Origin of the sequence: Bradyrhizobium sp. CCGB20 (assembly GCF_024199855.1) — a bacterium.
Classification (GTDB): Bacteria; Pseudomonadota; Alphaproteobacteria; order Rhizobiales; family Xanthobacteraceae; genus Bradyrhizobium.
Genome location: NZ_JANADN010000001.1, coordinates 8,465,789 through 8,486,804 on the forward strand (window position 1 = coordinate 8,465,789; position 21,016 = coordinate 8,486,804).

At 64.2% G+C, this 21,016-nt stretch carries 19 protein-coding genes; 15 read left to right on the top strand and 4 right to left on the bottom strand.

Annotation, left to right across the window (positions count from 1 at the left end; all coding sequences use genetic code 11):
- Positions 1-139: 139 nt before the first annotated feature.
- The 4 genes from NLM15_RS39865 (at position 140) to NLM15_RS39880 (ending at position 3,984) form a co-directional block, all read left to right on the top strand.
- Positions 140-544 (top strand): DUF3606 domain-containing protein, encoded by a 405-nt coding sequence (locus NLM15_RS39865; RefSeq protein ID WP_254123420.1) that lies wholly within the window; start codon positions 140-142, stop codon positions 542-544.
- A gap of 226 nt (positions 545-770) precedes the next feature.
- Positions 771-2,393 carry a flavin monoamine oxidase family protein gene (locus NLM15_RS39870; RefSeq protein WP_254123421.1) on the top strand — a complete coding sequence of 541 codons (1,623 nt, stop codon included), beginning with the start codon at positions 771-773 and terminating at the stop codon, positions 2,391-2,393.
- A 20-nt stretch (positions 2,394-2,413) separates the two neighbouring features.
- Entirely contained in the window at positions 2,414-2,929 is a 516-nt protein-coding gene (locus tag NLM15_RS39875; RefSeq protein WP_254124663.1) for a hypothetical protein, read from the top strand.
- Between the two features lie 122 nt (positions 2,930-3,051).
- Entirely contained in the window at positions 3,052-3,984 is a 933-nt protein-coding gene (locus tag NLM15_RS39880; protein ID WP_254123422.1) for an alpha/beta hydrolase, read from the top strand.
- A gap of 35 nt (positions 3,985-4,019) precedes the next feature.
- Here the strand turns inward: NLM15_RS39880 and NLM15_RS39885 are convergent, their stop codons facing one another.
- Positions 4,020-5,267 carry a DUF3047 domain-containing protein gene (locus tag NLM15_RS39885; RefSeq protein WP_254123423.1) on the bottom strand — a complete coding sequence of 416 codons (1,248 nt, stop codon included), beginning with the start codon at positions 5,265-5,267 and terminating at the stop codon, positions 4,020-4,022.
- A gap of 102 nt (positions 5,268-5,369) precedes the next feature.
- On the opposite strand from NLM15_RS39885, the gene NLM15_RS39890 reads away from it, so the two are divergent.
- Complete coding sequence (locus NLM15_RS39890; RefSeq protein ID WP_254123424.1) at positions 5,370-6,434, top strand: AraC family transcriptional regulator; 1,065 nt, start codon at positions 5,370-5,372, stop codon at positions 6,432-6,434.
- Positions 6,435-6,671: 237 nt separating this feature from the next.
- The gene (locus NLM15_RS39895; protein ID WP_254123425.1) at positions 6,672-7,895 is read left to right on the top strand and encodes an ABC transporter substrate-binding protein; all 1,224 of its coding nucleotides are present in this window, start codon (positions 6,672-6,674) and stop codon (positions 7,893-7,895) included.
- Positions 7,896-8,149: 254 nt separating this feature from the next.
- Here NLM15_RS39895 and NLM15_RS39900 read toward each other — a convergent pair whose 3' ends face one another.
- Entirely contained in the window at positions 8,150-9,712 is a 1,563-nt protein-coding gene (locus NLM15_RS39900) for an adenylate/guanylate cyclase domain-containing protein (protein WP_254123426.1), read from the bottom strand.
- A gap of 191 nt (positions 9,713-9,903) precedes the next feature.
- Here NLM15_RS39900 and NLM15_RS39905 point away from each other — a divergent pair, with 191 nt between their 5' ends.
- The gene (locus NLM15_RS39905) at positions 9,904-10,995 is read left to right on the top strand and encodes an enolase C-terminal domain-like protein (RefSeq protein WP_254123427.1); all 1,092 of its coding nucleotides are present in this window, start codon (positions 9,904-9,906) and stop codon (positions 10,993-10,995) included.
- 197 nt (positions 10,996-11,192) lie between these two features.
- Here NLM15_RS39905 and NLM15_RS39910 read toward each other — a convergent pair whose 3' ends face one another.
- Positions 11,193-12,620 carry a sulfatase-like hydrolase/transferase gene (locus NLM15_RS39910; RefSeq protein ID WP_254123428.1) on the bottom strand — a complete coding sequence of 476 codons (1,428 nt, stop codon included), beginning with the start codon at positions 12,618-12,620 and terminating at the stop codon, positions 11,193-11,195.
- A gap of 170 nt (positions 12,621-12,790) precedes the next feature.
- Between NLM15_RS39910 and NLM15_RS39915 the strand changes: the two genes are divergently transcribed.
- The 6 genes from NLM15_RS39915 (at position 12,791) to NLM15_RS39940 (ending at position 18,095) form a co-directional block, all read left to right on the top strand.
- The gene (locus NLM15_RS39915) at positions 12,791-13,546 is read left to right on the top strand and encodes a FadR/GntR family transcriptional regulator (protein ID WP_254123429.1); all 756 of its coding nucleotides are present in this window, start codon (positions 12,791-12,793) and stop codon (positions 13,544-13,546) included.
- 31 nt (positions 13,547-13,577) lie between these two features.
- Entirely contained in the window at positions 13,578-14,930 is a 1,353-nt protein-coding gene (locus tag NLM15_RS39920; RefSeq protein ID WP_254123430.1) for an ABC transporter substrate-binding protein, read from the top strand.
- Positions 14,931-14,995: 65 nt separating this feature from the next.
- On the top strand, positions 14,996-15,823 hold the full coding sequence (locus NLM15_RS39925) for a carbohydrate ABC transporter permease (RefSeq protein ID WP_254123431.1): 828 nt from the start codon (positions 14,996-14,998) through the stop codon (positions 15,821-15,823).
- The gene (locus NLM15_RS39930; protein ID WP_254123432.1) at positions 15,820-16,647 is read left to right on the top strand and encodes a carbohydrate ABC transporter permease; all 828 of its coding nucleotides are present in this window, start codon (positions 15,820-15,822) and stop codon (positions 16,645-16,647) included. Before NLM15_RS39925 ends, NLM15_RS39930 begins: the two co-directional genes overlap by 4 nt.
- A 4-nt stretch (positions 16,648-16,651) precedes the next feature.
- The gene (locus NLM15_RS39935) at positions 16,652-17,452 is read left to right on the top strand and encodes a shikimate dehydrogenase (protein WP_254123433.1); all 801 of its coding nucleotides are present in this window, start codon (positions 16,652-16,654) and stop codon (positions 17,450-17,452) included.
- Positions 17,453-17,627: 175 nt separating this feature from the next.
- The gene (locus NLM15_RS39940) at positions 17,628-18,095 is read left to right on the top strand and encodes an NUDIX hydrolase (protein ID WP_254123434.1); all 468 of its coding nucleotides are present in this window, start codon (positions 17,628-17,630) and stop codon (positions 18,093-18,095) included.
- Between the two features lie 12 nt (positions 18,096-18,107).
- Here the strand turns inward: NLM15_RS39940 and NLM15_RS39945 are convergent, their stop codons facing one another.
- Positions 18,108-18,353 (bottom strand): hypothetical protein, encoded by a 246-nt coding sequence (locus NLM15_RS39945; protein ID WP_254123435.1) that lies wholly within the window; start codon positions 18,351-18,353, stop codon positions 18,108-18,110.
- A gap of 486 nt (positions 18,354-18,839) precedes the next feature.
- Between NLM15_RS39945 and NLM15_RS39950 the strand changes: the two genes are divergently transcribed.
- Together NLM15_RS39950 and NLM15_RS39955 are read left to right on the top strand one after the other, a co-directional pair.
- Complete coding sequence (locus NLM15_RS39950) at positions 18,840-20,129, top strand: heme-binding protein (protein WP_254123436.1); 1,290 nt, start codon at positions 18,840-18,842, stop codon at positions 20,127-20,129.
- Positions 20,130-20,361: 232 nt separating this feature from the next.
- Positions 20,362-20,814 carry a DUF4440 domain-containing protein gene (locus tag NLM15_RS39955; protein WP_254123437.1) on the top strand — a complete coding sequence of 151 codons (453 nt, stop codon included), beginning with the start codon at positions 20,362-20,364 and terminating at the stop codon, positions 20,812-20,814.
- The last annotated feature ends 202 nt before the right edge of the window (positions 20,815-21,016 follow it).

Below are 21,016 nucleotides of genomic sequence, written 5' to 3' on the forward strand. Positions count from 1 at the left end.
GGCGGGCGCGCGCGCGGCAACCGTTTGACACATCGGTGCAAAACAGCGTCAGCGCGCAAGCGTCACGAAAACGGCAGCTTGCCTTCCGAATCGGGCTGCATGCTAGATTGGATGCACGCCATTCAGGCAGGAGGGAAGCATGGCCGACAACAAGGCAAAGCGGGGCGGGGCCGATCGGGCGCTGATCGCGCTCACCGAGAAGTACGAAGTCGCCTACTGGTCGAAGAAGTTCAAGGTGACGCCGGCCAAGCTGAAATACGCGGTCAAGAAGGTCGGCCGCTCCGCCAAAAAGGTCGAAGCCTACATCAAGCTGCAGAAGCACCGCGCCTCCGACAAGAGCCGGATCGCGCTGAGCGAGGCCTATGAGGTCCGCTACTGGTCGACAAAGTTCAAGATCACACCAGCCAGGCTGAAGGCCGCCGTGGCCGCGGCCGGCCATTCCTCCAGGAAGGTCGAGGCCTATCTCGCGGCCCAGAAGGCGGCGAAGAAGAAAAAGGCCAAGAAGGTCGCCAAGAAGACGACGAAGAAGGCCGTCAAGCGATAGATCGCCGCCTGCGGGTACGGCGCCACCTCTCTCGAAGTTCTCTTGCAACCCACACGGCCGAACCCCGGCCGTCGTGGCACTACTCTCGACTCCCCCTGAGATTGCACGCTAAGCTTCGTACCATCCGCCGATTTCCGGCGGCATTGCTGCATTTGCGAGCCGGGCGGCCACGGCGCCATCAGGCAGAAGACATTTTCCAAGGAAGCACGTTCAAAGGAAGCACGCGATGCGTTCGCTGTTTGCGCGGCTGCACCGGCGCTACGGGCCCAAAATTTCGGGGGCAGAGCGCCAGCGGCGGGTCAGGGACAAGGTCGCCCTTCAGCCTACCCCGCCCTCGATCCGCTCACCCGCCGCGCTCCGCGCGCTGGCGGTGCGACGCCCGAAGGTCGCGATCATCGGCGGCGGCTTCGCCGGCCTGATGGCGGCGTCCGAACTCGTCGCGCATTGCGAGGTGACGCTGTTCGAGGCCCGCAACCGCTTCGGCGGCCGGGTTTTCAGCAAGACGAAGCCGAGCGGGATCGTCGAGGCCGGCGGCGAGCTGATCGGCTACAACCATCCGCTCTGGCTGCAATACGCCAAGCGGTTCGAGCTCGGCCTGTCCGTCATCACCTCGGACACGAATTTCGACGCACTCGAGCTCGACATGCCGCTGTTTCTCGATGGCCACAAGCTTTCCGACGGCCAGATGAAGCTGGTCTATCACGAGATGGATGATGCCTTCGGCAAGCTCAGCCGCTGGGCCGGCAGGGTCAACCCTCGCAAGCCCTGGCTTGCCAAGGGTGCAAAGAAACTCGACGCCAGGTCGATTGCGAAGTGGATCGCCAGCCTCGACTGCTCGAAGCTCACCAGATACGCCATGGAGGAGCAATTCTCCAACGACGCCGGCCAGCCGACCACCGAGCAGAGCTTCCTCGCCAATCTGGCCGTCGTCGCCGGTGGGCGGATGAAGAACCAGATCGACGCCTTCTTCACCCAAACCGAGACCCTGCGCTGCTCGGAAGGCAATCAGGAGCTCGCCATTCGTCTCGCGCAGGACATCGGGAAGAAGGGCGCCAGCACCCATTTGTCGACGCCGGTACGCGCCATCCGCATCGAGGACGAAGGCGTGATCCTGGAATTCAGCCCGGCCGAGAACGGAACCACGCGCGCCGCCTTCACCGCCGATTATGCCGTGCTGGCGATCCCTCCGAGCCTGTGGCCGGACTCACCCAACGCCAAGATCACGATCACGCCCAACCTGCCGCACGACTACTACGTGACGATGGGGACCGCTGTGAAATATCTCAGCCCGCTGACGAAGCGCTTCTGGATCGGCGAGGGCCTCGCCCCGACGGCCATCTCGAACCAGTTCGGTGTCACCTGGGAAGGCACGGACAACCAGATCGCCCCGCCGGACCGCCCGGTCGAACTCAGCCTGTTTGCCGGCGCCGACGTCGCGGCGGCAGCTCTCAAGCACTACCAGCCCGGTAACCAGACGCAGGTCGACGCGTTCTACGCACAGCAGATCGGTAGCGTCTACAAGGGCTACGTCAAGCACCTGGCCGCTCAGCCGGAGTTCATGGCCTGGCCGCGCGACGAATGGACCGCCGCCGGCTACTCCTGTCCCGCCCCCGGCGAGGTCTGCCGCGCCGGGCCGCGGCTGGCGAGGGGTTTTGAGGACCGCCTGTTCTTTGCCGGTGAGCACACCTGCTTTGCCTATTTCGGCTACATGGAAGGGGCGCTCCAGTCCGGCCAGACGGCGGCGGCTGCGATCATCAAGGCCATCGACAAGCAGCCTGAAGCGCATGGCTCGGCCAGCAACGGCGATTCCGCGATAGGCTCGGGCCGCCTTGCGGCATCGAAGCCGTGACGAGGGAAGCAGCGATGCGCATGAAATTCACGACATCGTCCCGATCCAGGAATTGGGTCTGCATCCTCGCCGCTCTCGTTCTCGCCGGTGCCTGCAACATCGCCGATGCCTCCGGCGCGACGCCCGCAAAGGTCTCGGGCTCGACGGCGCTGGCGCTCGCGGGCGTGATTGCACCGCTGTCGCCGGACCTGACGGGCGCCGAGAAGAAGGCGGTGGCGATGCTGTTCGCCGGAAACAGCGACATTCCCTACAAGAAGCCCATCGTCGTGACTGCGGACAGGATCGTCTGCCGCACCGGCAATGTCGACATCACGTTACGCAATTGCGAGGTGACCTCCGGCAAGAAGACCAGGACCGTGAACGGCGCGACGGCCAATGAAATTTTCGCGACGGAAGCGCTCGCCGGCGTTCCGTCCGACGGTGCGGCGGGATCGAACTTCGAGAGCCTCAGCAAGCTGAGCTGCACGATCAACCCCAACGCGATCAGGCGGAAGGACGGCAGCGGGGCGGACTGCACGTTCCAGCCGGGGAATTGAGCTGAAGGTGCGGAAGAAACGCGGTGCCGTGAAATCGCCTCAGACGAACTAACTAATAAGGCGAATTGAAAAGACAGGCCAAACAAGCGAGCCCATATCGGGCACGCAGGGCTGGCACCAAGATGAAGAATTATCTCGCATTTTTTCTAAGCTTGAGCGTGACGGCGGCCTCCGCACAGGGCCCGTTGCCGGCGCGGCTCACAGTGCCGACCGATCTCGTCCGCGTGGGCCTCACCGATAACGACACGACCGCCGGCGGCACCGCACGTTTGTGCGAGCAGGTCTCATTCTCGCGCGGGCTGCGCTACGGCGAGAGCGAGGCCAATGTGCTCGACGTCGCCACCAGCAGCGAGACCAAGGCGGATACGCCCCGGCCCGTGCTGCTGTTCGTGGCGGGCGACACCTTCACCGGCGACCGCGGCGCGCCGGACCTGTCGCGCGAGATCCAGGACCAGGCGATGTGCTTTGCCGCGCGCAACGGCATGATCGGCGTGCGCGTCAGCTATCGCCTTGCGCCCTCGGCGACCTGGCCGATGGGTGCGACCGACGTCGCGGCGGCGCTGTCCTGGGTCCACGGCAATATCGACCTGTTCAACGGCGACGCCCGCGAGATCGTCGCGGTCGGTTACGGCGCCGGCGCCTTCCATGTGGCCACCCTGCTGGCGCATCCCGAGTTCCAGACCGACCGCGCCGATGTCGCCGCCGTGGTGCTGGTGTCCGGCATCTACCGCGCCGGCAAGGACGCGAGCGACAGCGAGAAAGCCTATCTCGGCACTGACGCCACCCAATATGACAAGCGGTCGGTCTTTCCCGGCATCCTCAACATCGACGCGCCGATCGTGCTGGCCTGGGCCGCGAACGATCCCGCGAGCCTCATCGCGCAGGGCGAGATCCTGAAGAAGACGCTCTGCGGCGCCGGGCACTGCCCGCGCAGCACGCTGCTGCGCAACCGCGACGGCATCGCGAGCGCCTTCGGCCTCGACGGCTCCGGCGACAGCCTCGCCGAACCGACGCTGCTGCTGGTGCATCAGCTCGAGGCGCGGGGGTTGCCGTAGCGCAAATTTGCCGCAGGCTCGCTTGACCTCTCGCGCTAGACCTTGTGCACGACTTTGTCGTCGGTGGTGACCTTGATATCGGCGTAGCGGCAAGCGCCATGACGGCGCTGGAACGGCGCCACGGCCAGCAGCCAGATTTTCGAGATCGCCTTCGCGGGTCCGCCGATATGGGCGGCATAATCTGCTGCGATGTCGCGTTCCTGCTCTTTCCAGCTTCCGAGGTCAGCCTTCCCGGAACGAACGATCATATGTGTCTCGATCGCATTCCAGGCGGGCAACGGACACCGGAAAACCTTGCCTTCAGGCAGATGTTCGCTCCAGATATATGTCAGATCCTGCCCGTCTTCGAACTTCACGCCGATCGAAAGGTAATCGTGGGTCGCGGCCTGATCCTCCGCGACGACGGACGGCAATTGATCGATTTTCCAGCGCCATGCGAGGCGCGGACGGGAGACTAGCGAAAGCGGCAGCGGCCTCTCGATGATACTGACATGGCCCGTGGTGTCGCAAATGATCTCGCCGTCGGCACCCTGGCTAAAGACTTCCTGACCGCCGCCAAACCCGAGCAGGTTCGACCAGCCCGCCGGCAGCTTGCCGCCACGCTGAAGACGCGCAAGCTCGGAGTTGAGCAGTCCGTCGACGTCGCCCTGCGCCAGCAGACTCTTGACGCCGACCGCGGCATCGCCGCGCCACAGCAGCGCTATCCCGGTGATCTTGACGTCCGCTTTCTTGTAGATGTCTTCCGGCGTACCCAATGTCCCGTCCTCACTGGTCCATTCCGCCGCCGAACGCGCCACCTCGATCCGTCCATCGTGGGCGACCGTCATGGTTCCCGTGTCCAGCATCGGATTGTACATTGGCTGGAGTCCGTGCGTGCGCGCGTGAAAGACCAGCCCCGGGCTGAACCAGAGATCGTGGTCGCGCGACAGCCACATCTTGCCGTTCAGCAGGAATGTCAGCTGTTGGCCCCGCGCCGCATCGAGCCCGAGATCGGTCCATGGGAGATCGCCGCCGTTGATCTCGAAAGCCTTGGCGGCGAGCAGTTCGGGCGAACGCGCCTTGGCGATGATATCCTTGATGCCGCTTACTACATCCGCTGGAGGAGGAGCGCCCTGCTCCGCCGCTTGCGCCGGCCGCAACGCGGAGCTCGCAAAGGGCAGAACCAGGCCCAGTGCCGATGCACGCAACACCACATCACGTCGGGAAAATTTCCCGGCTGAAGACGACAAACCAAGACAAGCAAAGCACATGCATTCCTCCCTGGTCCCGATCGACGCGGGCATTTGACCGTGTTCATCGACGGGGACCCGGATGCTATGCTGTCGCTGCGAACTCAGCCTGCCATGATGCGCCGACATGGCAGCCACTTTGGCGCGTGAGGGCAGATGCACCAGACCGGCTACACCCGCGCGAGCACGCTTGGTCCGATCGCCAAGGTCGTCGCTGCGGCCGGCGGATCAATCGAGCGAGTCTTTCGCCGCGCCGATCTTCCTCTCGCCTTGCTGGAATCGCCGGACACGCTGTTGCCGTTACGCGATCATTTCCGCTTGTTGATGGTGACCTCTCGGGAATTGCACGACGAAGTCTTTGCGGCCCGGCTTGGCCGCCAGACATCGATGGCGGGCCTCGGCGTTTACGGCAGATGGGTGACCCAGGCCCCGACCTTGCTCGAAGCGATCCATCGCGCCGGAGCCAGCCTGCCGCACATGCTCCAGAACGCCACTCAGCTGGTCGTCCGCCGTTTTGGCGGCGAAATCCACTGGTCATATGAATTGTCCGACCCCGCGCGCGACGGGCGCCAGCAGAACGAGATGCTCGCCGTCTGGTACATGATTGCCGTCATCAGGCATTTTGCCGGCGCCAGGTGGCTGCCGGGCCGGATCATTCTTCGGGACCTGCCGAACCGGCTGCGATATCCGATCGCCGAAGTGATGTGTACCGATGCGGCTGTCGGCAACGCCGCCAGCGCGATCGTGTTCGATCGGCGGCTGCTGACGGCCGTCAATCCAGAGCTCAAGCAGGGCGACGGTCTGAGCGCGAGCGAGCTCGGACGCGTTTTTGACCTGCCGGATCCAGAGGACCTGCCGGGCCATCTCTCCGTGCTGATCGAATTGGAGCTACTCGATCGGCGCCCCACCCTGTCACGCATCGGGGACCGGTCGGGACTCGCGCGACGAACGCTGCAGCGCAGGCTCAGCGAAGGCGGACTGAGCTATAGCGACCTGCTGCGAAACGCACTGCAACGACGAGCCGTGAGACTTCTGTGTCAGACGGACCGGTCGATTAGCGACATTGCATCAATGCTCGGCTATGACGACCCCGCTCATTTCAGCAGGGCTTTCGAGCGTTGGAGCGGTGTTGCTCCCACCCGTTGGCGGCGTCTCCTTGAATCGCAGGTGCCGCCGGGCACAAAACGCGTCGCCAGGACGATCCTGGACCGGACAGAATAGTGCAAACCATCGAGCCAGAGAGCGGCTCGCCCCTCGGTGGCTTCGGCCTCGACGGCGGGACAAGCCCGGGCATGACGAGTGGCGCGTCAGCACGCCTGCCGTTTCTTTCGAGGATGGCAGCTGCGCTGCTTTGAAGCGGCAACAAGCCACAGCTTTGCCAAACGCTTGACGTAGATCAACCCAACGTGGGGCAGATCGAGCCGACCTCGCCGAGGGGCCAACGTCAAGGTGTCGAGCATGCGCGTCACCGGCAGACTGCTGTTCGTCTTGATTGCCGCTCTCGCCTCGCTGGGGGCGATGTCCGAGCAACGCGCAGACCAACCCGCAAGTGACAAGGAAATCCGCATCGGCAATGTCATGCCGTATTCCGGACCGCTCTCGGAATTCGGCGCCATCGGCCAGGCGGAAGTCGCCTATTTCGACATGATCAACGCGCGCGGCGGCATCAACGGGCGCAAGATCCGCTTCATCACGCGCGACGACAATTCCGATCCCGCGACCGCGCTGGAGCTGACGCGCAATCTGGTCGAGAAGGACGACGTGCACCTGATGTTCGGCTCGTTCGGCACGCCCGGCAATCTCGCCACGCGCTGGTACCTGAACGAGAAGAAGATCCCGCAGTTGTTCGTCGCCTCCGGCGACGAGGAACTGAGCCAGGCCAAGGCGTTTCCCTGGACGATGGGCTGGCAGCCCTCGTTCCGCTCGGAGGGGCGCATCTACGCCAACTACATCCAGGCCTATTATCCCAGGAAGAAGATCGTGGTGCTCTGGCAGAACGACCAGTTCGGGCGCATGCTCTATCGGGGCATCCAGGAAGGCCTTGGCGATCTGAACCGTCTGGTCCTCGTCGACATCGCCTTCGACATCAACGACGAGCATCTCGAAGGGCACGTCTCGATCCTCAAGCGCGCCGGCGCCGACATCTTCGTCTTTCTCGGTGTACCGTCGACGGCGTCCAAGGTGATCAAGCTGGCGGCGTCACTCAAATGGCGCCCGGTCTTCATCGTCAACGATGCTTCCGCCTCGATCGCCAATGCGATGGCGCCCGCGGGCCTGGAGAATTCCGCCGGCGTGATCTCGGCTGCTTTTCTGAAGGATCCGAGCGATCCCGCATGGAAGGACGATCCCGCCATGAAGGACTGGTTCGCCTTCATGGACAAGTATCATCACGCGGAGAGCACGAACAACAGCGCCGCGGTCTACGGCTACGCCGCGGCCGAGGCGCTGACGCAGGTGCTGAAGCAATGCGGCGACGACCTGTCGCGCGAGAACATCATGCGTCAGGCGGCCTCACTCAGGGACCAGCAGCCCTCCGTTGCCTTGCCCAACATCAGAATGAATACCTCGCCCAGCAACTACCTGCCGATCAGGCAGATGCGGCTTGTCCAGTTCGACGGGCGGTCGTGGCAACCTTTTGGCGAGGTGATCGAGACGGCGTTCACGGAAGGGGCGGCGCGGTGAGCGGACGCACGGCGATCATACGCGCACCGTTTGCTGGGCTACCCCTCTCCCCCGCCCTCCCCCGCAAGGGGGGAGGGAGCGCAGGGTGCCGCGCAGTGAGAGCTGGGCTCAAGGCAAAAATTCAACGCGAATGATCGTCGCCTGATCCAACCACACGCGCTGGCGCATTCCCTCCCCCCTTGCGGGGGAGGGTTAGGGAGAGGGGTACCACACGGGGACTCCCTCGATTAACGACTGTGTAAGTCCGCGCATCCTCACGCCGGCTTCAGCGAGGCCAGCGCGCTTTCCAGCAGCGCGCGCACCCGTGCTGCGTCGCCGGATTTCACGACTGCAGGGTCGAGATACAGCTCGAGGCCGGGCGCGCGCTCGGTGATGACGCCGCTTCGCTCCGCCGCTGCGTCGTTCAGCGCGTCGACCGAATAGGGAATCACCTCGCGGCTGATGCCCTTCATCGTGATTGCCGGCAGCGCGTGGGCGCGGACGATGTCGCTGACCAGCGCGAAGGTCTCGTAGCTCAGCACGATGCCGCCGGGCTCGGCGATCGATTGCAGGCGCGCGGCGAGGTTCGCTTCGGCGCCGATGATGGTGTAGTCCATGCGATCGCTGCTGCCGAAATTGCCGACATTGCAATAGCCGGAATTGATGCCCATGCGCGAGCGGAACGGCTGCTCGATGCCGGACGCCCGCCATTTCGCATTGAGCTCGGCAAGGCGCTGCTGCATGCGCCAGGCCATCTGCAGGCAGGCCTGCGCGTCGGCACGGTCGCCCCTGGTCTCGGGGTCACCGAAGAAGATCAGCATGGCATCGCCGATGAACTTGTCGATGGTGCCGCCATATTCATGCGCGATCGCCGACATCTCGGTGAAATATTCGTTGAGGAGCTGGGTCAGCAACTCCGGCTGGAGCCGCTCGGCGGTCGCGGTGAAGTTCTGGATATCGGAGAAGAAGATGGTGAGCTTCTTGCGCTCGGTGTGGATGGTGACGTCCTTCTGGCCGCTGAAAATGCTCTTGTAGACTTGCGGCGGGATGTAGCGCGAGATCTTCATCGACAGCGACGCCAGGAAGTCGTTGGCGGATTCCAGCTCCTTGTTCATGCCCTTGATACGGCCGGCCTGGCGGCGCTGCAGCGAGAGGAACGACAGGCCGCAGCCGGCGGCGATCAGGAAATAGGCCAGGAGGAACTTGAACGAGAAGATGTTGGCGGCGATCGGCTGGCCGATGATCACCTCCTGGATGCCGCGGACGTCTCCCACCTTCCAATCCTTCTTCGGGCTCTCGGGGTGGCTGTTGTGACAGCTCACGCAGGCCGGGCCCATGGTAACAGGCGCGACCAGGCGGACCTTGTCGGAGAACAGCGAGGTCTCGGTCTCGACGATCTTCTGCTCGGGATCCTTGCGGAGCGCATCGAGCGCGTCCTTCTCGAACTTGTCGAGCTGGTGCGCGGCGCGGTTCTGGAACGGGAAATCCGAGACGAAGCGGTAGGTGATGTTCTCCTGCTGCGCGCCGATCACCCGTCCGAGCTCCAGTGACAGCGTCGCCGGAATCGGGATCGCTCCGGGAACGGATTCGTAATTGTGCACGACCCTGGTGGCGCCGCCAGGGTTGGCCAGGATGCGGCCGACCACGTTGGAGGCGTAGTAGCTGCGCACGCTCGTGATCACCGAATTGAGATCGGCGGCCTGCCGGCGCAGCGCCGTCTTGCTGAGCTCGGTCAGGTCCAGCCACACCGCGAGCGGCAGAGCGAGCAGGAGGAAGGCGATCACGGCACCCGTCAGGATGCCGCTCTTGCGCTGTTCGTCGGAGATCTCTTGTTTCACCTTGTTGCTCCCCGTGTGCGATCTTGCCGCAAATCTCTGGAACTCGCGGCAAAAGCATGCGGCGCCACAGAGCCAATAAACCCGCGCCCGCGCAACCCCATTTTATGGTGGTCGCAGCAACTGGCTTTTCGTTTCATGACGTTGTTTAAGATCGGTATTAACCTGCATTCACTCCGCCGGGAGACCTGGACATGACCGAGACCATCCGCATCAAGCGCTTCAACGCGCGGCCCGTGATCGTGCCGATGAATTTGCCGCTGAAAACCTCGACCGGGGCCGTCGCCAAGGCGCCGCTGGTGCTGATCGACTGCGAGACCGACCAGGGCGCGGTGGGGCATGCCTATCTGTTCTCGATCACGCCTTCGGCCCTGAAGCCGCTGACGGCGATGGTCACGGAAATGTCGGAGCTGCTCGCCGGCGACGAGCTGTTGCCGTTCGAGATCGAGCGCAAACTCGCCCAGCGCTTCACGCTGCTCGGCCTCGCCGGCCTGCAGCGCCTGGCGCAATCCGGCATCGACATGGCGGCATGGGACGCGCTGGCCCGTTGCAGGGGCCTGCCGCTGGCGCGCCTGCTCGGCGGCGCGCCGAAGCCGGTGCGTGCCTATAATTCGAAGGGCCTCGGCATCATGCCGGCGGGCGCCGCGGTGGAGGAAGCCCACAAGCTGCTGGCCGAAGGTTTCCAGGCCGCGAAGATCCGCGTCGGCCGGCCCGATGCGCGCGACGATCTCGCCGTGGTGCGCGCGATACGAAAAGCCGTCGGCGATCAGGTCACGCTGATGTGCGACTACAACCAGGCACTCACGGTCACCGAGGCCATCCGCCGCGGCGAGATGCTCGACGACGAAGGGCTGACCTGGATCGAGGAGCCGATCCGCCACGACGATTATGAGGGCTGCGCCCGCATTGCCGATGCGCTGCGCACGCCAGTGCAGATCGGCGAGAACTTTGACAGCGCGTTCTCGATGCAGGCCGCGCTGACCGCGGAAGCCTGCGACTACGTGATGCCGGATGTCCAGCGCATCGGCGGCGTCACCGGCTGGCTGCGCGCCGCCGCGCTGGCGCACGCCGCCGGCATCGAGATGTCGACGCATCTGTTCTCGGAAGTGAGCGCGCATCTTCTGTGCGTGACGCCAACCGCGCACTGGCTGGAATATGTCGATTGGGCCGACGCCGTGCTTTCGACGCGGCTGAAGATCAAGGACGGTTTTGCCTTGCCGAGCGAAGAGCCGGGGAACGGGATCGCGTGGGACGAGGCGGCGGTGAGGAAGTATCTGGTGGAGTGAGCAGCTTCCTTGTGGCCATCCTTCGAGACGCCCGCTTTCGCGGGCTCCTCAGGATGAGGTTTTGTTGCGCGGCAAAACCGTAGACCCTCGTGGTGAGGAGCGCCGCCCGCGGCGCGTCTCGAACCATGAAGGCCGAGCGATCGCCGCGCACGACCGTAACACTGACCGCAAGCGGGGAGAGGCAAAGAGCTACTCGCTCACCGCGCAGCCGCGTTCAAATCCATCGTCTCGAGCAGGCTGTTCTGGCGCCAGTCGATGAAGGCATCCTTGAGGCGGCTGATCTCGCCCGCATGCTCGGGCGCGCCCCAGAGATTGTGCTGCTCGAGCGGATCGCTCGCGAGATCGAACAACTGGCCGTCCTCGGCGCCGTGGATGAACACGACCTTCCAGCGGTCGTCCCGCACCATGGTGATCAGCCGCGCGCCGGTCATGGCGACATCGCCGGCCTGCTCGCTGAACACGAAATCGCGGCCAGCCCATTCCTCGCCCTTCAGCGCCGGCAGCAGGCTGCGGGCCTGGAACGGCTTTGGGTGCTGCGCGCCGGCAAGATCCAGGATGGTGGGGCCGAGGTCGAACAGCTGGCACTTTTCGCGGATCCGGCGCCCGTCGGAAAACAGGCTGGGCGACCAGAACAGAAGCGGGATGCGCGTGACCGGCTCGTACATCGACCATTTCTGGCTGAGGCCGTGCTCGCCGAGATTGTCGCCATGGTCGGACATGAAGATGACGACGCAATTGTCGAGATAGCCCTTGGTGTCCAGCATCTCGATCAGGCGGCCAATCTGCTCGTCGATCATGGTGACATTGGCATAGTAATGCGCACGCAGGCGGCGCATCTCTTCATGCGTCGGCTGCAGCTTCCATGACACCGCGTCGTGGTCGACCTCGGTATCGTGGCGGCGCTTCTCCTTCAGATAGGCCGGCAGGCCTTCGATCTCGGCCTCGGTCGGCTGCGGCACCGGAAGATCGTTGCGGGCGAGATAGTGCTCGAGATATTCCGGCAAGGGATCATAGGGCGGATGCGGGCCGGGCAGGCCGATCTGCATGAACAGCGCCTCGGGCTTGGGCCGCGTCTCCAGCCACCACATCGCGGTTTCAGCGACGAAGATGTCGGGATGCAGCGACTTCGGCATCTCCCAGGTGAAGGCGCCCATGCGATCGCCGTAATCAGGCAGGCTGCGATAGCCGGCGCGCGACGGCTTGGTCAGCTTGTGCGCGGCAAAGGCCTTGTCGAGCTCGTCGGCGAACCAGCGCCCCTCGAAGAAGCGATCCTTGTTCTCGACCACGAAGCGCTCGTGGAAACCGGCCTTCGCGTCATAGGGAATGGTGTGCATCTTGCCGACATTGACGCAGTGATAGCCGGCTTCCCCCAGCTGGCTGACCCAGGTCTTCTGCCAGTGCTGGCCGTTCTTCAGCACGCCCGAGGCGTGCGGATAGAGACCAGAGAACAAAGCCGCGCGCGAGGGCACGCAGCTCGGCGCGTTGATGAAGCAATTGTCGAAATAGACGCCCTCGCGCACCAGACGGTCGAGGTTCGGCGTCTTCATATAGGGATGCCCCGTCGCCGCAATCGTGTCGAAACGCTGCTGGTCGGTCATGACCAGTATGATGTGGGGTTTTGTCACGATCGATTTGTCCTACGCGGCGTTGGCATAATAGAAAATATGTCTGACATAATAATTCTTGTCAAACCTCGCGCGCTCGGACTATCTTGCAAGAATAGGCCGCATTCTTCGCAGCCAATCCGTTCGCACTTGCAATAAATCAGACATTTAAACTGACGGATCAGATTGACGTGGCCAAGGCCGACAATCCGCAATCGAGCGCCCAGGTCGCCCGCGAGGTGGCCCGGCTGATCCTGACCGGCGTGTGGCGCGAGGGCACGACGCTGCCGCGCGAGATCGAGCTGGCGTCGCGCTTCGATGTCAGCCGCGCCTCGATCCGCGAGGCGCTGTCGCTGCTCAAGGCGAAGGGGCTGATCGCCTCGAAGCAGAAGGCGGGCACGCATGTGCGCGCGCGCTTCGACTGGAACATGCTCGACGAGGAGCTCTTGAACTGGACGCTGTCGGCGCTGCCGACGCAGGAGTTCGCCAAGCAGATCCTGGAGGTCCGCCGGATCGTCGAGCCCGAGGCCTGCGCGATCTGCGCGGCGCGCGGGACCGACGAGGATTTTGCCCGGATCGAGCGCGCCTATCGCGGCATGGACGCCGCCGGCATGGACCGCGTCGCCTATGCCGAGCCGGATTTGCAGTTTCACCGCGGCATCCTGATCGCCACGGGCAACGATTTCCTGATCGCGTTCGGCGCGACGGTCGCCGCAGCCTTGCGGATGTCGTTCGACCTGTCGAGCACCAATCCGGGCGCACCGCGCAAGAGCCTGCCCTATCACCGCGCGGTGCTCGACGAGATCTGGGCGCGCAACCCTGATGGTGCGCGCCGGGCCATGCACAAGCTGATGGACCTCACCGAACAGAACATCGTCACGGCCATGTCGCGCCAGAAAAAGAAAGACACCGAGGACGAGAACGCCCGCACCAGACGGGCGCGTTGACACGGCAAGCAATAATCTGAGGGAGATAAGCATGAAGACTTCATCACGCGCGCGTTCGCTCACCCGCCGTAACCTGCTCAAGGCCAGCGCCGCGACCGCCGCCCTTGCGGCATTCCCCGCGCCGCTAATCGCACAGACAAAGCCGTTCGCCGGCGTGACGCTGCACGGCGCCTCGTTCCAGCACCGCTTCTTCACGCTGCTGCAGAAATACATTCCCGAGTTCGAGGAAAAGACCGGCATGAAGGTCGACCTCCAGCTCTCGGCCTTCCCGGTCTACAACCAGCAGGCCAATCTCGAACTGTCCTCAGGCGGCTCGGCCTACGACTTCGTCAACGTCACCTTCATCCTTGCCGCGCGCTGGGTCGCCGCCGGCCTGCTCGCCAATCTCGACGAGTTCACGTCCGATCCGAACCTGACGCCGGCCGAATGGAATCCCAAGGATTTCGTCGAGGGCGCGCAGGTGCCCTATCGCGATGCCAAGGGCGCGACCTACGGCTATTCCTGGGAAGGCGGCGCGATGTTGATGGGCCTGTCGCGCATGGATTTGATGGAGAAGAAGGGCCTCAAGGTCCCGAAGACGTTCGCCGAACTGCAGCAGGTCTGTGCCGAGATCAACGGCACCGACGGCATTAGCGGCATCACCTCGTTCCAGCTGCATCACTGGAACCTGCCGCCCTACATCCAGGGCTTTGGCGGCAACATCTTCCGCAAGCCGCCCGGCGACATCATGCCGGCGCTGAACACACCCGAGACCATTCAGGGCATCGAGTTCTACGCCAACCTGCTCAAGAGCGCGCCGAAGGGCGTCCTCACCTACACCGAGGACCAGGCGCGGCAATCGCTGCTGACGGGCCGCGCCAACATCTTCATTCACTCCAGCTCGTGGGTGACGCCGATCCTGCTCTCCGAGGAGAGCAAGGTGAAGGAGACCTCGCGCGTGGTGCGCTCGCCCGCCGGCCCCGTGCACGACTATCCCGCGTCGAACAGCCAGGGCCTCGGCATTCCCAAGAACGCCAAGAACAAGAAGGCGGCGTGGGAATTCATCAAATGGGCGCTCTCGCCCGACATCTCGATGCGGCTTGTCAAGGAGCACGGCCACTCCTCGGTCTGCCGCCGCTCGATCATCACCAGCGAGGCCTATCGCAAGCTCAACACGGTGAACGGCCAGGACCTCGGCGCGCTCTATCTCGAAGTGCTGGAGCTGCCAGCCAAGGGCGAGAACTACATGGCCTATCGCACCGTGAAGGAATTCCCGATCGTCGGCGACGTCCTCAACAAGGCGTTCGAGCAGGTCGCGACCGGCCAGCTGCCGGCCAAGGACGCGATGAACGCCGCGCAGGACCAGGCCATCGCCGCACTCCGCCGTGCCGGGACGCAGCTTTGAGCCAGTCGGGAATTGACGGAGAGCGTCGCAGATTCATTGCCTGGGCGCTCTCACCAAGCTTGATCGTGCTGCTCGCGGTCGCCGTGCTGCCGGCGGTCTATCTCGTCGTGACGAGCCTGACACCGTTTCAGCTGACGACGCCGGGCTCAGCGACCGATTTCAGTTCGCCCTTGCGCAACTACGGCCTCCTGCCCGGCGATCCCCGCTTCGTCAATTCGCTGTGGGTCCAGGCAAAACTGTCGTGCTGGGGCGTGCTATTCCAGGTGCTGCTTGGCATGCTGCTGGCGCTGCTGCTCAACGTTCCCTCGCGCTTCGTCGAGTTCGCCCGCACCTTCTTCCTGATTCCGATGGTGCTGCCGCCCATCGTGGTTGCGGTGATCTGGAAGCTGATCTACACGCCCGACATCAGCCCACTCTATTACGCCGCGCAAACGCTGCACTTCACCATGCCGGCGCTGACCTCGAGCGTCGATTTCGCGCTGACCGCGATCGTCATCGCGGACACCTGGGAATGGATGCCCTTCACCTTCCTGATGGTGCTGGCCGCGCTCCAGACCATTCCGGATGAATATTCGGAAGCCGCCCTCGTCGATGGCGCCAATACGCTTCAGATCTTCTGGTACGTCACCCTGCCCTTCATTACGCCTATTCTCGTGATCTCAGGCATGTTCCGCCTGATTGACAGCGTGAAGGCATTCCCGCTGATCTTTCTACTGACCAGTGGCGGCCCCGGCACGGTCACCGAAGTCACCAACTACTATGCGTATCTGCTCGCCTTCGACACCAACGAGATCGGCTATTCCAGCGCAGTCACCGTGGTGATGCTGCTGCTGGTCGCCGGCATCAGCCTTGGCCTCGTCTGGATGGGCCGCCGCCGGGAGGCGATGGGATGAACGCGCCCTCCGCACGCAAGGCCACGCCGGGCCGGCTCGCCGCGATCATTGTGACGCTGCTCATCCTGCTCTCGCCATTCCTGTGGCTGTTGCAGATGAGCTTCAAGACCAATGACCAGATCCTGCAATTCCCGCCGCCTCTGATCTTCACGCCGACGCTGGAGCACTATGCCGCGCTCTGGCACAGCGCGTTCTCGGCCTCCTTCGTCAACAGCCTGCTCAGCGCCTCGCTCTCGACGGCGCTCGCACTGCTGTTCGGCGTGCCCGCCGCCTACGCCCTGTCGCGCTGGGCCGGGCGCGGCAAGCACGCGCTGTCCTTTGCGATCCTGGTGACGCGGATGGCGCCGCCGATCGCGTTCACGATCCCGTTCTTCCTGTTCTACCGCTGGATCGGCCTGCTCGACACCATCACCGGCCTCGTGCTGGTCTATACCAGCTTCAACCTGCCACTGGTGATCTGGATGATGCAGCCGTTCTTCGACACCATCCCGGTCTCGCTCGAGGAGGCTGCCCTCGTCGATGGCGCGCGGACGCGCACGGTGTTCACAAAGATCGTGCTGCCGATGGTGACCCCGGGAATCGCGGCGACCGCGATCCTGTGCTTCCTCTACGCCTGGAACGACTTCTTCTTCGCGCTGATCCTGACCCGCACCAATGCACGCACCGCGCCGGTGGCCGTGGTCAATTTCATGAACTACGAGGGCTGGGAATGGGGCAAGATCGCCGCCGGCGGCTCCTTGGTGATGGCGCCGGTGCTGATCTTCTCGCTCGCAGTGCGCCGCTATCTCGTCAGCGGACTGACGGCCGGCGCGGTCAAGGGGTGACGTCATGAAGCTTCCGACCGGCGCATCGCGCACCGTCTTCATCTTCGCCCACCCTGCCGGCCATGTCGCCGCGCCGCGCTACTACACGCCCTACTTCGAGGAACAGGGCCTCGACTGGCACATGGTGCCGATGGACATCGCGCCGAAGCATCTCGCCGAGACGATCCGGGCACTGGCGAAATCGCCGAGCACGGCCGGCTTCAACCTGACCATGCCGCATAAGCCTGCCGCGTTCGAGCTGTGCGATGAGGTCGGGCCGGCCGCAAAGTTCGAAGGCGTGGTCAACACCATCCGCATCGAAGCCGGCGGCAAACTCGTCGGCGAGTCCTTCGACGGCGGCGGCTTTCTGAACGCTGCGCGTGAAGCCAGCATTTTCGATCCCGAGCGCCGTACCGTCGTAATCGGTGCAGGCGGCGCCGGACGCGCGATCTGCCATGCGCTGGCGGCGGCCGGCTTGAAGCGCTTGCGTATCCTCAACGAGGTGCCCGGTCCGGTCGAAGCCCTCGCAGCGAAGCTGCGCGGGCAATTTCCCGATCTCGATGTCGACCTCGCGGAGCGCTTCGACGACATCGGTCTGTGCGTCAATGCCACCTCGCTCGGCCTGCACGCGACCGACCCATTGCCGATGGACCCGGCCAGGATGCCTGGGGATTGCGCAGTGTTCGACATCATCGCCGCGCGGCGCACCGGCTTCATGGAAGCCTGCGCTGCGCGGGGCCTGAAGGTCATCGACGGTGTCGCGATGATCCGACACCAGTTGCCGCTGCAGACGGCGTTCTGGCGGGCCGCATCCCCACCGCACTGAGCCGCGAGCGCTTCCACATCGTCATTGCGCGTGCAGCGAAGCATCCAGAATCTTCCCGCGGCGGCGATCTGGATGCTTCGCTACACTCGCAATGACGGAGCAAGGGCACCGGCGTCGTTCTCAAACTCGCTCCACCCGCATTGCGCCATCGCGCAAAGCCGACTAACGATCCCCCATGACTACTTGGCGCCCTCACCCCCACATCCGCGTCGTCGCGCTCGGCCTGCACTGGCGGGACGGGCGGCTGCTGGCGGCCGAGGTGCGCGACGATGCGGGACGGATCAAGGGCGTGCGGCCGCTCGGCGGTGAGATCGAGTTCGGCGAAAGCTGGCGAGCGGCGCTGGTGCGGGAGTTTTTCGAAGAGCTCGGCATCGACATCACCATCACAAGCGAGCCGCTGGTGATGGAGAACATTTTTGTGCACGAGGGAGCGACCGGACACGAGGTGATGTTCATCGCCGAGGTCGCGCTTCCGGACGGCGCGTTCAGCGGCCAGGACCGCATCGATTTCCGCGAGGATAACGGGGAGCAGATCGTCGCTCGCTGGTTCGACCTCGCCGACCTCGACGTCGAGGGCAGTCCAGGCCTCTATCCGACCGGACTGAAGGATGTGCTGCTCGGGCGGAAGACCAGGTCCACCTGACAGGCGCGCTGGCTACCACACCTCGGCGCCCGGGATTTTCTTGCGCACCGCCATGCGCTGGATCCAGATGCAGCGGCGCACGGACCTGTTGGAGCGGCCGACGGCAGATATCCCCTCGCCGGCTTGCAGCAGCGGCGCCACGTTCTGCCGCAGCGTGCGGCAGCGCTGGAGCTCGGCCTGCCAGTCGATGATCGCTGCGTCGGCGCGCGACGCCATCAGCGCCAGCATCGCCACGGCAAGACAGCTCACTCGCGTCATCCGCATTCCCTCATTGTGCTGTTGCAACTCTTTGGCCTTGTGAGATGGACCACATTTGCGACCATCTCAAGGTTGTATAATCGCACAGCATAAATCGAAAGCCGGGGCGGCAGGCGCCCGCAATCCATTTTTGACCATCTCATTTTCGAGCACGGAGCAGAAGGAGGCAAGGCTTCGCTCAGGTCGCGGCACTCGCTCGTCTCTCGACCGGGCACCTGCCGGAACCATAAGTTGAACATCGCGATCGATTCACGCAGGTCCGTTCAGCCTGTGGTCCGGTCGCCCACGTAAGGCCGCCCGATGTTCATCAGCGGGCACGCGCGCATCAGCGCGCGCGAACGACGTGTCATGCCCGGCACAGGGCGGACTCGCGAGACGCAATAGCGCAAGGCGCAAGAGCAAGGCGCAAGAGAAGGACCCATCTGCCCGGACAGCCGGCCCGGAGGAACGCCGGCATCGACAGTTGCAGCATCACGAGGGATCACCATGGACGAGCCCAAGCCACTCACCAGTGCATTCACGAAGACCGCGAACTTCTCCATCCACGAGGTCGACGAGGTGTTCAGGGATGCCGCACAGCCCGCCGCCGCCCGAGCCGCGCGTCCGCCGATCACCTTGCCGCCCATCCTCGGTCCGCTGTCGGCCTTCACGGGCACCTTCACCGGACAGGGGTTCAATACGATCTTCCGGCCCGACAGCAAGATCACGCCGACGCCGATGCCGGGGCCGATCAACACCACCGACCCGGACGACAACGTGCTGGAGCTGAATCTCACCGACGAGACGATGTCGTTCTCGAACAATCTTGGCTCGATCCCCAATCGCGGCTCGCTGCAGCAGGCAGATGCCTTCCTGAACGGCGTGCCGTATCTCCAGACCATCAACGACGTCACCACCGGAACGCCCGTGGGCATTCACTTCGAACCCGGCATCTGGCTGGCGGTGCCGGCCACCACCCATCCGAACGAGCCGTTCACTGTTGCGCGCATGGCATCGATCCCGCACGGCACGACAATCGTCGCGCAAGGCACGGCGCTGCCGCCGGTCGCCGGCAAGCCGACCATCGCGGCGATCGACATCACGCCGTTCATCGGAGGCAATCCGGCCAACAAGATCCCGTTCCAGAACCAGACTGCGACCAACCAGACCACGCGCAGGCTGCCCCAGGATCTGACCGCGCTGATCGCCTCCGGCAAGCTCACCCAAGCCATGATCACCGATCCAAACACGGTGCTGCGCAACCAGATCGCGCATCAGACCATCACCCAGACCATCGTCATCGAGACCTCGACGAAGCCCGGCTCGCCGCTGTCCGACGGCCCCTTGCCGGCCATTCCCTCGCCGGGACCTCATCCGACCGCGCCGAGCTTCGCCGGCGGCACCGCGAACATCGCGTTCCTTCAGGGCCTGCCCGTTCCTCCGCCCGGCGGCAATGGCGCCAACGCCAACGCCTTCCAGATGGACGCGGTGTTCTGGACCGAGACGGTGGTCTACGACATCGACGTGCCGGCTTTGCCGCCGGGAACGCCGCCGGTGATCCTGCAACCGCGCCAGAAGAGCAACGTGCCGCTGGTTCCGAGCTTCGTCGCCGCGATCCCGTTCGTGCCCAACAAGGGCTTCAAGGGCGGCCACATCAAGGTGGCGACGACGCAGATCCAGTACTCGCAAAAGGTCATGCTGGATTTCGCCGGCCTGACCTGGCCGCACGTTTCGGTGGCATCGCTCGTGCCGGCCGCGCCGGTGCCGATCCCGGATCATCTGCTGCCGCTGACGTGATGCGGATAGCGGTGTGACGACGATGCGCCACGTTCCGCGGCATCGGACATGGGCTGAACCAACGCATCCGTGATGCAACGGTGACCGCCGCTCGCGCGATCCTGAAAAGCCGGCGAGGTGATCTATGGCATGATCATTGTCATCCAAAACAGAGATGAACATGCCCCCTTCCAAGCTGTCTCGAGGCTCCATCAGGCTACGACGATTTGCACAAGGCCCTCGTGCTGCGACGGTGACCGCAGCACTGTTTCTCTCGGCGACGGCCTGGTCACCCGGACCTGTGCTGGCCGCGGCAGATGATGCGGAGGCGCGAACCATCTTCGAGAAGTTCATTGCCGCGCAGAATGCGCACAACGCGGACGATGTGAAAGCCATGCTGTGGAATTCGCCGGGCACGCTCTTGTTCGCGAGAGGCATCGAAACCAGAGGTCGCGATGCGGTCGCCGACCGCTTCAGGGGCTATTACGAGGGCACCTGGCACCTCGAACCCGACATGTCGAAATTCCACGTCGCCGTGATCTCGAACGAGGTCATGCAGGTCCTCGTTCCCATCGTCTTCACGCGCGGCCTTCCCGGCAAGCCACCCCAGCAAAATACGTTTCTGATCAGCCAGACCTACGTGCGGGATGCGAACGGCTGGTCCGTCGCCTCCGTCCTGCCGGTCGCGAACACGGAACTGAAATAGCCGGGATCGAGTATCGGAGCCTGGATGGAGTGCAGCGTAATCCGGGACAGCGTCCGAGAGGATACACCCCGGATTGCGCTTCGCTCCATCCGGGCTACACGCACGCTTCGCAATGTCGGATTGTTTGGGCCTGCCCAGCCGAAGCTCGCGGCGGCAGCCCGCCTGCGCCCGTTGGGCTTCGGCGTGGCATCCTTCACTCGGC

Bases quoted from the DNA above. Each gene is read 5' to 3' on its own strand.
- NLM15_RS39865 (WP_254123420.1), top strand. From the start codon at position 140: ATGGCCGACAACAAGGCAAAGCGGGGCGGGGCCGATCGGGCGCTGATC.
- NLM15_RS39870 (WP_254123421.1), top strand. From the start codon at position 771: ATGCGTTCGCTGTTTGCGCGGCTGCACCGGCGCTACGGGCCCAAAATT.
- NLM15_RS39875 (WP_254124663.1), top strand. From the start codon at position 2,414: ATGAAATTCACGACATCGTCCCGATCCAGGAATTGGGTCTGCATCCTC.
- NLM15_RS39880 (WP_254123422.1), top strand. From the start codon at position 3,052: ATGAAGAATTATCTCGCATTTTTTCTAAGCTTGAGCGTGACGGCGGCC.
- NLM15_RS39885 (WP_254123423.1), bottom strand. From the start codon at position 5,267: ATGCCCGCGTCGATCGGGACCAGGGAGGAATGCATGTGCTTTGCTTGT.
- NLM15_RS39890 (WP_254123424.1), top strand. From the start codon at position 5,370: ATGCACCAGACCGGCTACACCCGCGCGAGCACGCTTGGTCCGATCGCC.
- NLM15_RS39895 (WP_254123425.1), top strand. From the start codon at position 6,672: ATGCGCGTCACCGGCAGACTGCTGTTCGTCTTGATTGCCGCTCTCGCC.
- NLM15_RS39905 (WP_254123427.1), top strand. From the start codon at position 9,904: ATGACCGAGACCATCCGCATCAAGCGCTTCAACGCGCGGCCCGTGATC.
- NLM15_RS39920 (WP_254123430.1), top strand. From the start codon at position 13,578: ATGAAGACTTCATCACGCGCGCGTTCGCTCACCCGCCGTAACCTGCTC.
- NLM15_RS39930 (WP_254123432.1), top strand. From the start codon at position 15,820: ATGAACGCGCCCTCCGCACGCAAGGCCACGCCGGGCCGGCTCGCCGCG.
- NLM15_RS39935 (WP_254123433.1), top strand. From the start codon at position 16,652: ATGAAGCTTCCGACCGGCGCATCGCGCACCGTCTTCATCTTCGCCCAC.
- NLM15_RS39940 (WP_254123434.1), top strand. From the start codon at position 17,628: ATGACTACTTGGCGCCCTCACCCCCACATCCGCGTCGTCGCGCTCGGC.
- NLM15_RS39945 (WP_254123435.1), bottom strand. From the start codon at position 18,353: ATGACGCGAGTGAGCTGTCTTGCCGTGGCGATGCTGGCGCTGATGGCG.
- NLM15_RS39950 (WP_254123436.1), top strand. From the start codon at position 18,840: ATGGACGAGCCCAAGCCACTCACCAGTGCATTCACGAAGACCGCGAAC.